This window comes from Paenibacillus nuruki, from assembly GCF_001721045.1.
GTDB classification, from domain to species: domain Bacteria; phylum Bacillota; class Bacilli; order Paenibacillales; family Paenibacillaceae; genus Saccharibacillus; species Saccharibacillus nuruki.
This window is the reverse complement of the sequence record NZ_MDER01000042.1, coordinates 1-16,542: the sequence shown is the minus strand read 5'-3', so window position 1 is coordinate 16,542 and position 16,542 is coordinate 1. Positions and strand designations below refer to the sequence as shown.

9 protein-coding genes and 1 pseudogene are annotated in these 16,542 nt (G+C 40.1%); 5 read left to right on the top strand and 5 right to left on the bottom strand.

All coding sequences use genetic code 11. The features are described 5' to 3' along the window. Positions 1-185 precede the first annotated feature (185 nt). From PTI45_RS12070 to PTI45_RS12055, 4 genes are all read right to left on the bottom strand, one after another. Positions 186-2,054, bottom strand: a complete 1,869-nt coding sequence (locus PTI45_RS12070; protein WP_069327841.1) for a cache domain-containing sensor histidine kinase — start codon at positions 2,052-2,054, stop codon at positions 186-188. A gap of 2 nt (positions 2,055-2,056) precedes the next feature. Continuing rightward, positions 2,057-3,139, bottom strand: coding sequence for a response regulator (locus PTI45_RS12065; protein WP_069327840.1), 1,083 nt, complete (start codon positions 3,137-3,139; stop codon positions 2,057-2,059). Positions 3,140-3,335: 196 nt separating this feature from the next. Continuing rightward, on the bottom strand, positions 3,336-4,568 hold the full coding sequence (locus PTI45_RS12060; RefSeq protein ID WP_069327839.1) for an aminopeptidase: 1,233 nt from the start codon (positions 4,566-4,568) through the stop codon (positions 3,336-3,338). Between the two features lie 366 nt (positions 4,569-4,934). Continuing rightward, complete coding sequence (locus tag PTI45_RS12055) at positions 4,935-6,155, bottom strand: nitrate/nitrite transporter (protein WP_069327860.1); 1,221 nt, start codon at positions 6,153-6,155, stop codon at positions 4,935-4,937. Positions 6,156-6,592: 437 nt separating this feature from the next. Here PTI45_RS12055 and PTI45_RS12050 point away from each other — a divergent pair, with 437 nt between their 5' ends. The 5 genes from PTI45_RS12050 (at position 6,593) to PTI45_RS12030 (ending at position 15,807) form a co-directional block, all read left to right on the top strand. Further along, positions 6,593-8,812 carry an FAD-dependent oxidoreductase gene (locus tag PTI45_RS12050; RefSeq protein WP_069327838.1) on the top strand — a complete coding sequence of 740 codons (2,220 nt, stop codon included), beginning with the start codon at positions 6,593-6,595 and terminating at the stop codon, positions 8,810-8,812. Further along, a complete protein-coding gene (nasC, locus tag PTI45_RS12045) occupies positions 8,772-10,871 on the top strand; it encodes an assimilatory nitrate reductase catalytic subunit NasC (RefSeq protein WP_083243498.1) in 2,100 nt (699 codons plus the stop codon). The genes PTI45_RS12050 and nasC overlap by 41 nt, the downstream gene beginning before the upstream one ends. Before the next feature lie 194 nt (positions 10,872-11,065). Then, entirely contained in the window at positions 11,066-12,184 is a 1,119-nt protein-coding gene (locus PTI45_RS12040; RefSeq protein ID WP_069327836.1) for a GNAT family N-acetyltransferase, read from the top strand. A gap of 69 nt (positions 12,185-12,253) precedes the next feature. Continuing rightward, the gene (locus PTI45_RS12035) at positions 12,254-13,993 is read left to right on the top strand and encodes an ABC transporter ATP-binding protein (protein WP_069327835.1); all 1,740 of its coding nucleotides are present in this window, start codon (positions 12,254-12,256) and stop codon (positions 13,991-13,993) included. Further along, on the top strand, positions 13,990-15,807 hold the full coding sequence (locus PTI45_RS12030; protein WP_069327834.1) for an ABC transporter ATP-binding protein: 1,818 nt from the start codon (positions 13,990-13,992) through the stop codon (positions 15,805-15,807). The genes PTI45_RS12035 and PTI45_RS12030 overlap by 4 nt, the downstream gene beginning before the upstream one ends. Positions 15,808-15,913: 106 nt before the next feature. Here the strand turns inward: PTI45_RS12030 and PTI45_RS24150 are convergent. Further along, positions 15,914-16,542: pseudogene (locus PTI45_RS24150) on the bottom strand (hypothetical protein); the annotation flags it as partial.

The following is a 16,542-nucleotide window of genomic DNA, read 5'->3' as shown; positions in this document are numbered from 1 at the left end:
CATCTTCACTGCAAAATAATGTTATTAAACCGTTGTTTAAAGAATAATATGTACTTTTTTATAATCGTAACGTACAGGGATTATTCTTTAGCCACTCCTTTAGAATTCTTCTTCTGGAATGGCTCAAACTTTGTATCTTTATTATCCTTCAGGCTGTCAGAAAGGTGTACCGTATTTTCTTTAGATTAGGTGGATATTTTTTCGGTAAGCGTTTTCTTACTTACTTTATACGGAACAGTGATGACAGATTTCATTACATTATCTGTATAATAAAAGCGTAAACCGAACATATTATCTTCATAATGCAACTTAATTCGCTGATGAATATTACTAATTCCGATTCCATCTGAACTATGCAATACTTCTTGCTCTCGATCCAAATAATCATTTAACAATGCTGTATCGGTTCCTGGGCCATTATCTTCTACAATAATTCGTACCACGATACCGTCTGTATAAGCGCGTAATACAATCTTGCCTTGATCTGTAATTTGCTCTGTGCCATGTAGGATCGCATTTTCGATTAAGGGCTGAATAATAAATTTGGGCAATAGATAATCGTATAGTTCAGGTTCTATATCATAACTCACTTGAAAATTATCACCGTAACGAAGAGATTGAATATTGACGTAATTCTGCACATGCTCGATCTCTTGTCGTAATGGAACTTGTTCATTGGGTTGCTTAATACTGTATCTCAAAATATGAGCCAGTGAAGATACCATGGTGACAATATCATCTTCATTTTTACTAAGCGCCATCCAATTAATCGAATCAAGTGTATTGTATATAAAATGAGGATTGATCTGAGCTTGCAAAGCTTTCATTTCGGCTTGTCGTTCTCGTTCGCCGCTTTCGATTACATCGTCTACTAATCCATTGATCCGTTTCATAAGATTATTGAACTGACGATATAACACACCCACTTCATCTTGCTCTGGTGGCTCAATAAATACATCCATTGTCGAGCCATCTTTGATATTTCTCATTACATTGGCTAATTTGATCACCGGACGTGCAATACTGTTGGACAAGAGTAGAGTAAAGCTTATTCCTGCTACAATAACAGCTACTGTAATTCCCACGATAATATCGAAAATAATCGACAGTCGATCTGTAATATCACTATAAGGAATTAAGGCGATTAGATTCCAGCCCCATTTAAGCGGATACGTATCTGCAATATAGCGTGTCTGGTTGTACTTAAGATCACTGGTTCCGCCGATATCCGTATACTGCAACACAGGTGCTAAGTCAGGTGTACGGCTAATATCCATTCCTTTTAAAGTAGGATTATTGCTATATAAGACTTGATTATTCTGATCTGCTAATAATAATTGTGTTCCCTGTGTCAACCGTGACGCTTCAATCTGCTTACCAAATTCAGACGTATCAATCGCAATCACAATAACACCCATTTCATTAGTGGTATTGAGAATTAAGGGATTACGTACTTGCTTGGCAAAATAAACACGGTCACGATCGTCATTTGCATAAAAGATATTTAATGTACCACTTAATTCAACAGTACGCTTAAACCACTCTTCATTTTCCGCTTCATCTGAATTGAAAAAGCGATTAGAGCCTGTTCCACCGGGTAACTTACTTAACTGCTCTAACTGAATCGTAGGTAATTCTGCGGCAACAGGAAATGTATTTTTGACGAAAAAAGTAGCTGAATACGTACTGACCACATTACTCAACGGCACATCCAGATACTTGATAAATTGCTGATTGATTGTATTAAGATCCCGATAACTTTCGATATCATCAAATGTCGCTTTGTTAAGAATATCAGCTATCGTTTTGTCTGTTGAAAAGTAGTATGTCGCCTGATCGATGCTATTCTCTACATTTTGCACATTACTGCGACTTTGAAGCATAATATTCTGCTGATCTTCCAGCAGTTGTTCTCGCATAATGTTCATAAATACAAAGTACAGTATTCCATTAGACAACAGTGCAGATAAAGTAATCAGCACGATAAATAAAACTGCAATTTTGATTTTAATGCTCGCTTTGGGGATAAAAGACATCGACTTATTTTTGAACACGATTATTTCACCTCAGCATCAGCACGTACACTATGGTTCAGATATAGATTTCGATATTCTGAAGGTGTAATACTTTCTACTTTTTTGAATACACGGGCAAAATAGTGAGGATCTTGAAAACCCAATTTTTCTGAAATACTATAGATCGGCAAAGACGGGTCAAGTAACAACTGTCTGGCTTGATCGATGCGTTTCTGCGTAATATATACATTTAATTTCACACCGGTATTTTGACTAAATACTGCACTGAGATACGCAGGTGAACGCTCCATATGATAAGCAATATCAGCAAGTGATAGATTTACATTGTAGATATTGTCATGTACATACTGCTTCACATATTGCACTAATGAATGCTGACGATCTTCCTTCTTCTCGGTGGCTAGTTCATTGACCTGACGGAACAGATCATACGTAAATGATATCGCTTCATGACGGGTTTTGAGATTATAGAGATCATCAAAACGTGCAGATTTGGATTGTAATAACGTAGACGCTCGATCTCCGCCTACCCCTTGATAAAAATCAAATAAAATATTGAGTAGACGCATACATAATTCTTTGATCTCATTATGACTGGCTGTGGATAACGCTAATTCATGTTCAAATAGTTCTTTGAAAAAAAGCAGATTACTTGTTTTGAGTGCTTCATAACAGTTCAGTTCCAATTGACGATTAAAAAGGGAAGAATAATGATGTAGCTTTTCGTTTTTGCGACGGGAGACTTCTTGAATATAAGTGGTTAATTGGCTGATTTCTTTGCGTCCCATAGGCTTGACGATATACGTATCTACTCCGTATTGCATCGCCTGACGAGCATAATCAAATTCTTCATGAGCACTGAGTAACACGATTGCTGTATCCGTCATTAATTCACGAATACGACAACATAATTCCAGACCATCCATAATAGGCATTTTGATATCGGTAATAATCAGATCAGGATGCAGACGCAAAGCAATTTCTAAAGCATCTTTGCCATTACGAGCTTCTCCGATCACTTCTGCTCCTAATTCTTGCCATGGAATAATATTACGAAGTCCGCGGGATACTATGACATCATCATCAACAAGTAATACTTTCATCACCCAGCCACCTTCTGTCGAAAATTGTGAAATTGTGTCGTGATCGATTAATTACGCTTATCTTACCGTTATTCTTTAGTTCATGACAAGTCTTCTTACATCTAATTTCACTTGTTTTCGAACTAAATTTTTCGTTTTTTCAAAATGATAACGCTATCAAAAATCTGTATATTAAAAAAAGATAAAGAAAAAGGGCTTAGAAAGCCCAATTTCCTTGACGAAATACAGGTTCGATCGTTCCATCTGCTAATTCTCCGTCAATATCCAGTTGATCTGATCCTACCATAAAGTCTACGTGAGTTAAGCTTACATTTGCACCTTTGCTTTGTAATTCCTCTTTCGTCATTTGTGTACCCCCTTCAATATTGGTCGGGTACGCACTACCTAGCGCAAAGTGACAAGAAGCATTTTCATCAATACCGGTATTATAAAAGACTCGTTTTAAATGTGAAATGGGTGAATCGTAAGGAACCAACGCAATTTCTCCTAGATAAGAAGCACCTTCATCTGTTTCCAAAAGAGAAGTTAAATGTTCACGTCCTGATGTCGCTTGATAATCAATCACTTTGCCGTCTTTAAACGTAAGCTCGATTCCTTCAACCAGACGACCGTTCAAGTTAAGTGGTAATGTGCTTCTCACTGTTCCATTTACGCCTGTACGGTGAGGCATACTGTACACTTCTTCTGTAGGCATATTGGCAACAAAGTAAACGCCTTTTTCATTTTCGCCACCGCCACCACGCCATAGATGACCTTCTGGCAAGACAACGTGTAGATCGGTGCCTGGTGCACGGTAATGTAAGCTTTTATAGCGTTTAGCATTGAGAATATCCTGACTTTTTTTCAAATGATCAATATGATCTCTCCAAGCGGCGACCGGATTATCTGAACCGACACGATTCATCTGGAATACTGCTTCCCACATCGCAGATACACGTTCTTCTTCTGGCAAATCTGCAAATACTTTATTCGCCCAAGCTTGTGTAGGGGCTTTGATCAATGACCAGCTAATTCGGCTATTCCGTGTATATCCCTGATAATTTTCACGAGCGATCGCTGCTGCTTTAACAGCTGTAGATACTTTCCATGAATCAATTCCTTTGAACAATTCAGGATCTGGCACTTTAATATGTAAAATCGCTCCGCCTTCTTCAGCGAATTTCTCCAACATATCAGCATGCCATTGTGGATAATAGCCAAATGACTCGTCTGTTGCTTTTTCATAACGAATACGAGTAATCTGTTCGTCATCCCAATCGACCTGTACATACTTCGCCCCTGCTTCATACGCTTTGCCAACAATCAGACGAGTTAAGTCAACTGTTTCTAAAGGCGCTTGTACGATCAGTACTTGTCCTGGCTGAATATTCACGCCGACTTTAACAACAAGTTCTGCATATTTTTCTAACATTAATTTGAATTCACTCATTTTCTTCGCCCCTTTATGATCTTTTGTAATCACGTTACGAACAAGTAATGCAAGAATCAATTATAGATGATTTATAACTTAACTACTTAGCAAGTATATTCTTTTCATCTTGAATCAATGCTATCTATTATACTCTTTATCATCTCAAACCACACTATTTTAAACCAATTGATCTTTGGATTATCTATCTTATCTGAATGAAGAGGAGCCACCTACCTATAATCCTATACACAAAAAGCACAATCTTATCCTCTGCAATAGAGTCATAAGATTGCGCTTTTTTCATAGCATATTTAACATTATCAGTGCATATTTAGCATGATGAATAGTATCAATCTCTGCTCAAAAGTACTGATGTGATAAGGATTAGCTTACCTGACGTGCTGTTTTGGTAACGTTATGGTCTAACCAGCTTGTCCGCCATTTGATCTGCATAATCACTAGCAAGCTAAAGCAACATAACACAATAATACTGAGCATAATAAATCCTAATGTATAGGAGCCTGTCGCTTTGTATAGATTGCCCAAAATAAGAGGTAATGCGTATCCGCCTAATCCACCTGCCGCACCTACAATCCCTGTCATTAGACCAATCTCATTTCCAAATCGTTGAGGCACTAATTGGAACACAGATCCATTCCCTGCCCCTAGACACATCATACCGACAAAGAGTAAGCTGACAACTACCGGAAGTGGTGGTAAAAACGAAACACATGCTAACATGATGCCTGCACCTGAATATAGATACATCAACATCTTGGTTCCACCGATACGATCTGCCAGAAATCCACCTACCGGACGGAAAAAGCTTCCTGCTATCACACAAATAGTAGCAATATCTGCCGCTTGTACGGCTGTTAATCCATATTGAGTATTAAAGAAAATCGTTAAGTAATTGGCAAGCCCTACAAACCCACCAAAGGTCACACAGTAGAATGCACAGAATACCCATGCATCTCGTTGTTTAAGTACAGTAGCATATTGAGATAGCTTTTTAGGTTCAGGACGGTTAGGACTGTTTTTAGCAAAAATCGTAAAGAAAATAAAAACAAGTATAATCGGAATCATGGCAATTCCAAATACAATTTCCCAGCTTCCAAAATGTTGAGCCAGTCGATTAGCAAATAAAGTAGCAATAACGGTTCCGCTATTCCCTGCCCCGGCTATCCCCATCGCAAGCCCTTGATGTTCTTTAGGATACCATTGCCCTGCAAGTGGTAAAGCAGCGGCAAAAGATGCGCCTGCTATCCCTAGCAATATCGCTACAACATACAATTGCTCTAAAGATTGCACCCATTGCCAGCCTAATAATAGTGGAATCAATGTTAAGATCATTCCGATCTGTGCGGTTAATTTGGGACCAATATAATCAGACAAGAATCCTAAGACTAAGCGTAAAATCGAACCACCTAGAACCGGTAAAGCGACTAACTGTGCTTTTTGTACAGGATCCATCGGATAATCGAGCGCAATAATTACACTAAGCGGCCCAATCATCCCCCAGATCATAAAGCTGATATCAAAGTACAAAAAAGAACCTAATAATGTAGGCTTATGCCCGCTTTGCCAAAAACTTTTTTTGTCCATCATTGTGTATCATCCTCTCCACAGTGTGTTTATTTTTTCTATAGGTAATCATAAAAAAAGCCGCAATTTGCCCTTATATTGCTAAAGGACAAGTTGCGGCTTCATTGCCGTTGTTACATGGTACACGTCATTGTGTGCCATGAGATAAATAATATGAGTAGTGTGCGATTGGCTGTCATCACAAATGTGAATTTGATTCAAATTATATGAACGACTGACTCATATGTCAATATAATTAACTCAAATTCTAAATATTTTTATTTTATGTTAATTATATTGACATTAAAAGATTGATCTATTACTCTTATCTATAAGATTTCACACAATGGAGTGTGATGATGTAACGGCAACGATGCCCTTTTCCAGAATACGGAGAAGGGCTTTTTCTGTGTAAATAAAGATGCACCTTTGAAATAGAGACCAAGGAGGAACTTGTTATGCGACAACAATTAGTAGTTATCGGCAATGGCATGGCAGGTGTACGCTGTGTCGAAGAGATTTTAAAGTTAGCCCCTGATGATTTTGAAATTACGATTTTTGGTACTGAACAACATCCCAATTATAATCGTATTTTGCTTTCCAAAATACTACAGGGTGAACATACATTTGAACATATTATTTTGCATGATTGGTCATGGTATCAACAACAACAGATCACTTTATATACTAACGAAACAGTCACCCACGTCGATCATGATACTCGCACGCTGACCACTGCTTCAGGTCTACAACAGACTTATGATACCCTTATTTTTGCTACAGGTTCTATTCCGTTTATTCCTCCTATTCAAGGTTCTGATAAAAAAGGAGTTATTTCTTTCCGTACCGTTGAAGATTGCGAACAAATGAAAACTTATGCTCAGAAATATCGTCAAGCGGCTGTAATTGGTGGGGGGTTACTCGGTCTGGAAGCTGCGCGTGGTCTGCTTCATTTAGGGATGGAAGCTCATGTTATTCACAATGCTTCATACTTGATGAATCGACAACTGGATCAGCTTTCTGCACAATTGCTACAACAAGAACTGGAACAACAAGGAATGAAATTTCATCTGAACCAAAATACGACTCGAATTACCGGAACTACTCGTGCGCAAGGGTTACGTTTTGCCAGTGGAGATAGGTTAGCGGCTGATCTGGTTGTACTGGCTGTTGGTATACGTCCTCATATCCGCTTAGCCGAATATGCAGGGCTACATGTTAAGCGTGGCATTGTAGTCAATGATTATATGCAGACCAGTATTGAACATATTTATGCTGTAGGCGAATGTGCAGAACATCAGGGCATCACTTACGGCTTAGTCGCTCCACTCTATGAACAAGGTAAAGTGCTTGCCCAGCATATTTGTCAGCAACGTCCTTATCGTTATCAAGGGTCTATCCCTTATTCTCAGTTAAAAATATCCGGTGTACCTGTATTTTCTGTCGGTGATACGACTGCTCCTGATTGTGAACCTGTTATTCAGCAATATGATGGTGTACGCAAAACATACAAAAAAGTGAGTGCTGTTGCAGGCAAAATTACAGGGGCGATTTTATATGGAGATACCGCAGAAGGCATTGCATTATTAGAAATGGTCAAACAAGGTGCATCTGTGGAGTCCTATCTTCATCCATTAGAATCTACGGCTACATTAAGCGAACAACAATCACAAAGCCCCACCGATATAGCTACTGCCAAATTAGAACATACCGCTACAGTCTGTGCTTGCAATGCAGTAACTAAAGCGACGATCTTGCAATCGATACAGACTCATGGATTACAGACAGCAGATGAAGTTCAGCAACATACCCAAGCATCTGGCTCATGCGGAGGTTGTCGTCCGATCGTCGAATCCCTTGTGCGTTATAGCTTGGCAGGTAATCAGGGACAAACAGACCCAACAACAGCTATAGATCCTCCTTTAATAACAGAGCTTCCAGAGTATCCTGATACCGTACCTATCTGTTTATCGACATCGTTAACTCATACTGCTCTTAAAGAACAGATCAAAGATAACATATGGAACAATAATCCAGAGATGATATCTCCATTCATGTTGCACGATCATGATTGTAGCACTTGCCGTACAACGATTCATTATTATCAGCATCTGTATTCAGCGAATGCTGTAGCGCAGCTAGATACCTATCGCTTACCTTATGCACAGCTATTATTAGATCGGAACTTACTTTCTTCTGATGCTATTGGTCAACAGGTTACAGATTCTAATGATGTGATCCATCAGATCAGACAATGGCAATCCACTATAGAACAGATGCCCCTACCGCATACAGTCAATATAGCGATAGCCCTTGATATCTATTCCCCTGTTAGTGTACGAGTACAAGACATCGGCATATTATATTCACCAGCAGGTTGGGAAATAAGTATAGGAGGATGCGCTACAGATCCTATTCAAGCATCTTCATTATTAACCACAGTAGAACATATCTCAGATGTACTGTACGTAGTGAATATTGCTCTGGAATTGTATCGTTATGATGCACATTACAGCGAACCGTTATGGCATTGGGTGGAGCGTACAGGGATACTTCCACTGCGAGAACAGGTATTATCTTTATTTTACAATGAAGCGATTACTCATTCGAATGACGACCGTGAAGGAGGCGGAACTTATGATGCACACGCAATGTCCTTTTTGCAGCGTACAATGTAAAATCACTCTTCATTCCTCCGAATCTACAACATTACATCCTACTCTGCCTCTGATGACTTATCAGGCAGAAGGTACACCCAATGCGGCTTCACAAGGTCGTCTATGTATTAAAGGCATGAATGCTCATCAACATGTGTTCAACCGTGAACGATTGAAATATCCACTTATTCGTCGTCAAGGAGAGCTTGTACGTGCTTCATGGCAAGAAGTGAATGATTATATAGCCAACCGTCTACAACAGTCTATACAACAATCTGGACGAGATTCGATCGGTATCTATGGTGGAGGTTCGCTCACCAATGAGACTGCGTATCTATTAGGCAAATTCGCCCGTGTTGCGATAGGTACCAAATATATTGATTATAATGGACGTTTTTGTATGTCTGCCGCCGCTTCGGCTGGAAGTAAAACATTCGGGATCGATCGTGGATTAACATGTCAGTTATCCGATATTCCATTAGCTAAATGTATTATTCTGGCGGGTACCAATATTGCTGAATGTCAGCCTACCTTAATGCCTTATTTTAACCAAGCCAAAGAAAATGGAGCACAGATTATAGTTATAGATCCCAGAGTGACTGCAACGGCTACAATAGCAGATATTCATTTGCAAATTCGCCCTGGTACAGATGCATTGCTAGCTAACACCATGCTCAAAATCATGTTAGAACAAGATTGGATCGATCATGAATTTATTAAAAAGCGTACTAATGGATACGAGGAGTTAGCCGAGCTTGTCCGCAGTATTGATATAGAACAGACAGCTAGCATCTGTGATGTACCTGTAGCATTGATTTATCAAGCAGCCCAAGTCTATGCTCAGGCAAGTACAGGTATTATTTTTACAGCTCGTGGCGTCGAACAACAGACCGATGGGCATTTAGCTGTCCGTTATTTTCTAAATCTGGTATTAGCAACAGGTAAAATTGGTAAACCTGGTTGTGGATATGGAGCCGTTACCGGACAAGGCAACGGGCAAGGTGGACGAGAACACGGACAGAAAGCAGATCAATTACCCGGCTATCGTTCTATTGAAAATCCAGCAGATCGTGCTTATATCTCTTCTGTCTGGAATATTGACCCTGAAGATTTACCAGATAAAGGAGTATCTGCTTACGAGATGATGGAACTTATTGATCAACAACAGATCACTACTTTATTCGTAATGGGTTCCAATCCTATAGTATCTAATCCTAATATTCCACTGGTACGTGCTGGATTAGAAAAGTTAGACTTGTTGATTGTAGCTGACTTATTTCTATCAGAGACTGCGCAATTAGCAGATATCGTGTTGCCTGTTACTGCCTATTTAGAAAATACAGGTACATTAACCAATTTAGAAGGTCGGGTACTGTTACGAGAAGCAGCCCGCCCTATTCCATATGAAAGTAAACATGACTGGCAGATCCTATGTGAGTTAGCCCGAGTACTTGGTCAGCATACAGGTTTTGATTTTGCACAGGCGGAAGATGTCTTTAATGAATTACGGTTAGCCAGTCGTGGCGGTCTTGCTGATTATTACGGTATTACTTATGATCGTCTACGTAGAGAAGAAGGAATATACTGGCCTTGTCCTTCGCTAGATCATTCAGGTGTACCTACGATGTTTGCAGATTCGTTTGCTCATGCAGATGGTCGTGCTGTATTTACATCGATTGCTAATGTAGCAACCAAAGATACGATTTCTTCAGATTATCCTCTGCTGATGACTAATGGACGTGTGCTTGCGCATTATTTAACAGGGGTACAGACCCGACGCAGTGCTACATTAACAGCGCGCGAACCAGAGAATTTTATGGAGATTCATTCTCAGACTGCTAAGCGATATCATATTAAAGATAACGATTGGGTTGAAGTCTCTTCGGTTCGGGGTTCATTTACTATTCGTTGCCGGATCAAAAATCATATTCGTGAAGATACATTATTCGTCCCGATGCATTGGGGTGGTGCCCAAAATGTAAATCAAGCTACTGATCCTACACTGGATGCTTATTGTAAAATGCCAGGCTTTAAAGTATCTGCTGTATGTATTCGCCCGGCTTCATTACGTTATCTATAATATACAGACGATCATGATCTCTAAATCTGATATATTCAGGTTTGGAGATTTTTGTATTTCTACAATATATTGCCCCTTGTGAACCATCGTATTTGCTCTATAACTAATGTATGCTAGAACTATCTGTAAACGACTTATTCTTTCATTTATTCGGCTTACTTTTTTCTCTATTATTCTCACGAGGAGGGCAATATATGCAAATTAGACGTGTTCTTACACATGAACTGAAGCAAGCCGCTTTGTTAGCAGAAGATGTATTTTGCGCAGATGGAGACCGATATATGGAGTCCTCTTTCCCTGCTCTTTTTCAGACAGGTATAAGTCACTCTTATGGTGCATTTACACCGGAAGGTGTATTGGTTTCTTTTATGGGAATGGTTCCGGTACAGATTCAATCCGGTACATATACAGTATCCGCCTATTCGATCGGGGCAGTCTGCACTCATCCTGATTATCGCGGGCAAGGATTAGCTGGACAGCTATTAGAGTTGTGTAGACAACATGCACGTTCAGCTGGAGCTTCAGTGTTATTTATATCAGGAGATCGCTCATTATATACACGTGTAGGAAGCGTACCCTTTGGACAAATCAGTGTATTTGAATTATCTACAGCTTCCTTTAGCACATTACCAGATGCTAGTTTGCATTTAAGTTATCGTGATCTTTTACCACAGGATATTTTTGCTGTTGCTCATCATATTCAAGCACAATATGCTCATATTCGTTGGGGGCTTGGCGATTTACAGCAGTTTATTGCTGCTCACCCGATGGCTAATATTAACAAACAGCAACAACATATTCGAGTCGCAGAGACGGCTGATCATCAGGTCGCTGGTTTTGTGATTTTGTCTATTCCACATGAAGAAGATACTGCAACATCCCGAATCGGTAGTGTGATTGAATATGGTGGTGATCCTGAAGTGGTCTATCCATTATTTGCAGACGCGATCACTCATTATCAGCTCTCTTCTCTTACCGTTCGTATTCCGTGGCAAGACAAATCATTAATCGATCTATTTCTTAAAGCAAATATTCCTGTAAGTATTGAGAAAAATGGCGGTACCTTGCTGGTATTAGATCATGATCTTCTTTTAGAACAGACGGGTGTGCACGACTTTTTGAATGCTCATGATATCAAAGTTCAATTAGACAATGGTTATGCACTACATACACCATCTGCTTCTTACCCTTTCAATAGTGCGCAAGAATGGTATGATCTGCTTTTTGATCCTGATGCTACACTTACCCATAAGATGAATGTGGCTTTCCCTACTGTCCCTTTACCTTATCTATATGGATTATATTTTATCTGAACTGTTTAACAATTAGAGTTCAAGGGTTGTAAAAAGATATACCGCTTAAGAAAGAAGGAACATATAAATATGAAAGATCGGAGTATTCTAACTGATTATGTCCAAAAGCATTGGCGATATTATCTACTCGCTGTCAGTCTGATCATTCTGTCTAATATCGGGCAAGCTGCAATTCCCCGTGTACTGGGGCAATTTACAGATGCTCTGCTGAATGGTGGAATACAGTATCAAATGATTATTGAATACAGTCTGATATTAGCTGGAATTGGGATTATGTATAATCTTTTTTTCGGTGCTGGACAATTCACAGTCATGCGCTTAGGACGCAAATTCGAATTTGAAATGCGTCAAAGTCTTTTTAGCAAGTTCTCTACACTAAGTGAATATTACTTTTCCAAACAAGGTACAGGTAAATTATTAAGCTCGATGACCAATGATGTGAACTCAGTACGTGAATCGATTTCGAATGGTGTGACCATGACCACCAATGCTATTTTTCTATTTTTATCATGTATTGTGATGATGTTACTTAGTCATATTCCACTGTATCTTATTCTGGTGAGTGTGGTTCCGATGGTGGGGATTCCTTTTCTAGTGATTTACTTTGGCCCACGCATTCGCAAACGCTCGCAAAATGTACAGGAATCGTTAGCTGTCATGACAGAATCGGCAGAAGAACAGTTAAGCGGGATTCGAGTGACGAAGACTTTTGCTATTGAACCTACGGCACGTCAGCGATTTGGTACAACAGTCAATCATATTCGTGATAATCAGTTGCATCTGGTACGAATGTCATCTCTATTTCAAGCGGCTGTCCCTTTTCTAGGTGCATTGTCGTTAGTCATTTCGTTACTATATGGAGGTTATCTAACGATTCAAGGTACGATTACGATTGGTAACTTTATTGCTTTGACTTTGTATTTACGCATTATGTCAGGTCCTTTACAACAAATTGGTAACGTGATCAATATGATGCAACGTTCAGGCGCTTCTTTGGATCGAGTAAATCGTTTACTTGCCGAAAAGCCTGATATCGAAGATCATCCTGATGCGCAACCGCTCGCTTCTACCCCTGATCTCAAAATCGAACATTTATCATTTGCTTATCCGGGCAGTGAACGTTATGCCCTATCGGATATTAACCTGCATATCGAAGCTGGACAAACAGTAGGCATTGTCGGCAAAACAGGTTCTGGTAAAAGCACACTGGTGAAGCTATTATTGCGCCTTTACGATCCACCTGAAAATACGGTCTGGTTAGGTGGCACTGATATTCGGCAAATTTCACTGCAAAGTCTACGTTCTCGCATCGCTTATGTACCTCAAGATGGATTTTTATTCAGCACGACGATTCGAGATAATATTGCGTTCAGTGATCGGAATACACCGCTTGAAAAAGTAGAAGATCATGCACGACAAGCGATGATCTATGAGCCAATCTCTAATTTTCCAGAAGGGTTCGATACCAAATTAGGTGAGCGTGGTATCACTTTATCCGGTGGGCAACGTCAACGTACCAGTCTTGCTCGTGGATTGGTCAAAAAAGGGCCGATTCTAATTCTGGATGATAGTATGAGTGCTGTTGATGCTGTAACCGAAACAGGAATATTGAACAACTTAATTCGTGAACGAGATCAATATACGAACTTGATTATTTCGCATCGAATCAGTGCTGTTAAACATGCTGATCTGATTATCGTGCTTGACGAAGGTACGATTGTACAACAAGGAACCCATCAACAATTGTTGCAACAACAAGGCATCTATTCATCCTTGTATCAATTACAGGAAGAAGGGTTGCGCGCATGAGCCAGACATCTTCTACGACCAAAGCCAGTACATCCACCAGCGCTCCGATCCGATATGAAGCACTGCGTGCCATTTTAGCGTATGCTCGTCCACATCGTTGGACATTTGTCGGTATCTTCTTTGCCACGATGCTGGCGATTGCGGCTGATCTGTTACAACCGTATCTGGTCAAAATTGTGATCGATGATCATATTGCTGCCGGACAAAATGGTTTGCCTTTTTTAACAGGGATGGCGGCTGTTTATCTTGGACTCGCAGTCGTTAGTTTTATCTTTTCTTATGTACAAAGTAATCTGTTGCAATATGTAGGACAACATATTGTGGCTAGTATTCGTAATGATCTATTCGCTCATATTACCAAATTACCGATGAGCTTCTTTGATCGCTCTAGTAGTGGTGGCTTGGTGACCAATGTATCGAGTGATACTGAGACGATCAGCCAATTTTTCACGCAAGTACTATTAAGTCTGATTCGTGATGGTATGATGCTTGTGTTTATTATTTACTTTATGTTCCGTCTGGATACAACACTTGCATGGTATTCGATGATTACGTTACCTGTGATTGCCACACTAGCGATTTTGTTCCGGGGCAAATTACGACAGGTGTATCAATATACACGTAGTCGCTTATCCAAGTTAGTCGGATTTACAGCAGAAAACTTATCGGGCATGGGCTTAATCCAGATTTTCCATCAAGAAAAAGAACAGAAAAAACGATTTAATGAATACAATGCTGATTACTGGCAAGCTAATGTGGAACAATTAAAATCCAATGTATTTTTTAACCGTACCTTTGATATTTTGGGCAATATTGCACTCGTATTAATGGTCTGGCTTGGAGGTATGGCTGTATTTAATAAGCAGATCGAAGTCGGGGTTTTATACGCTTTTATCAGTTATATTCGCCAGTTTTTTCAACCGATTAATCAGATTACGATGCAATGGAATACATTTCAATCGACCACTGTCTCAATGGATCGGATCTGGCGCATTCTCAAGCTTCAACCACAGATTCAAGATCCTGCACCTGAACAAGCAGTGACGGTCGATCTAAACAAAGTCAAAGGCAAGGTGGATTTCAATCATATTTCATTCGGATATGATCAAGATCAGACGGTGATTCCTCATCTAGATCTGCATATTCAAGCAGGCGAAATGATCGGGGTTGTTGGGACAACAGGTGCTGGTAAAAGTACATTGATTGCTCTACTCAACCGTTTCTACGATGTGAATAAAGGCTCTGTAACGATTGATGATATTGATCTACGACATATGCCACAAGAAACACTACACCGAATAGTCGGATTAATTCAACAAGAACCGTTTTTATTTTCCGGTTCGATTATAGATAATGTACGAATGTTCCAACCACAGATTAGTGATGAACAAGTTATTGAAGCTTGTAAATTTGTAGGTGCGCATGAAATGATTACACGATTACCGCTAAAATATGATACCCGTCTATCCGAGCGTGGAAGTGGATTATCCGCAGGTGAGCGTCAATTGATTTCATTTGCCCGTATCGTAGTGTTCCGTCCGAAAGTATTGATTCTAGATGAAGCAACAGCCAATCTAGATTCACATACTGAACAACTGGTTCAACAAGCGCTAGATACTGTATCTCATGGACGCACAACGATTGTAATTGCTCACCGTCTATCTACGATTATGCATGCCGATCGTATTCTGGTCATGGAACACGGCGAAATTATTGAGCAAGGAACTCATGCTCAGTTAGTCGCTCAGCATGGAACATATGCCAAATTATATCTTCATGCTAGACAATCGAATCAGCAAGTCATTCAAGCTTAAAACAAATAAATCCCTTTGCTGCATACTCCTACAAGATTAAGGTCTGTCTTGACCTGATCCCGTATGCACCAAAGGGATTTTACGTTGTTCTATCATAGACTACCCATTATTTCAAAAGTCCAAGTAGATTCTTAGTAGGTGTACTTGTTGTAGGAGCCGTTGTTGTGCTAGTCGATGTTGTTGTCGGGACAACAGTAGTCGATGGTTTTGGCGTTAACAATGGACTGGTTACCGATATCAACGGTGCTGTTGTTGATGTTGTCGGTGCAGATACTAAAGGAATAGATGTATCGACTGTAATCACATTAGGTACAGTGATTGGAATATTAACAGATGTTGAACTTGTTGTTGTATTATTGGTTGTCGTATTCGTTGTTGTACTCACTGGTGTACTGATTGTATTGGTTGTTGGTGCAGTTGTCTGTACTGGCTCCGTTGTCGGTGTTGTTACTACTGGCGTCGGCGTTGGTGTAGTCTGTACTGGTACTGGTGTCGGCGTTGTTGCCACTGGCTCCGGTGTCGGTGTTGTTACTACCGGCGTCGGCGTTGGTGTAGTCTGCACTGGTACTGGTGTCGGCGTTGTTGCTACTGGCTCTGGCGTCGGTGTTGTCGTCTGTGCTGGTGTCGGCGTTGTTGCTACCGGCTCTGGCGTCGGTGTTGTCGTCTGCACTGGTGCTGGTGTCGGCGTTGTTGCTACTGGCTCTGGTGTTGGTGTTGTTACTACCGGCGTTGGTG

Excerpts from the sequence above, each read along its gene's own strand:
- PTI45_RS12055 (WP_069327860.1), bottom strand. The coding sequence starts at position 6,155 with ATGGACAAAAAAAGTTTTTGGCAAAGCGGGCATAAGCCTACATTATTA.
- PTI45_RS12035 (WP_069327835.1), top strand. The coding sequence starts at position 12,254 with ATGAAAGATCGGAGTATTCTAACTGATTATGTCCAAAAGCATTGGCGA.
- PTI45_RS12065 (WP_069327840.1), bottom strand. The coding sequence starts at position 3,139 with ATGAAAGTATTACTTGTTGATGATGATGTCATAGTATCCCGCGGACTT.
- PTI45_RS12050 (WP_069327838.1), top strand. The coding sequence starts at position 6,593 with ATGCGACAACAATTAGTAGTTATCGGCAATGGCATGGCAGGTGTACGC.
- PTI45_RS12030 (WP_069327834.1), top strand. The coding sequence starts at position 13,990 with ATGAGCCAGACATCTTCTACGACCAAAGCCAGTACATCCACCAGCGCT.
- nasC (WP_083243498.1), top strand. The coding sequence starts at position 8,772 with ATGATGCACACGCAATGTCCTTTTTGCAGCGTACAATGTAAAATCACT.
- PTI45_RS12060 (WP_069327839.1), bottom strand. The coding sequence starts at position 4,568 with ATGAGTGAATTCAAATTAATGTTAGAAAAATATGCAGAACTTGTTGTT.
- PTI45_RS12040 (WP_069327836.1), top strand. The coding sequence starts at position 11,066 with ATGCAAATTAGACGTGTTCTTACACATGAACTGAAGCAAGCCGCTTTG.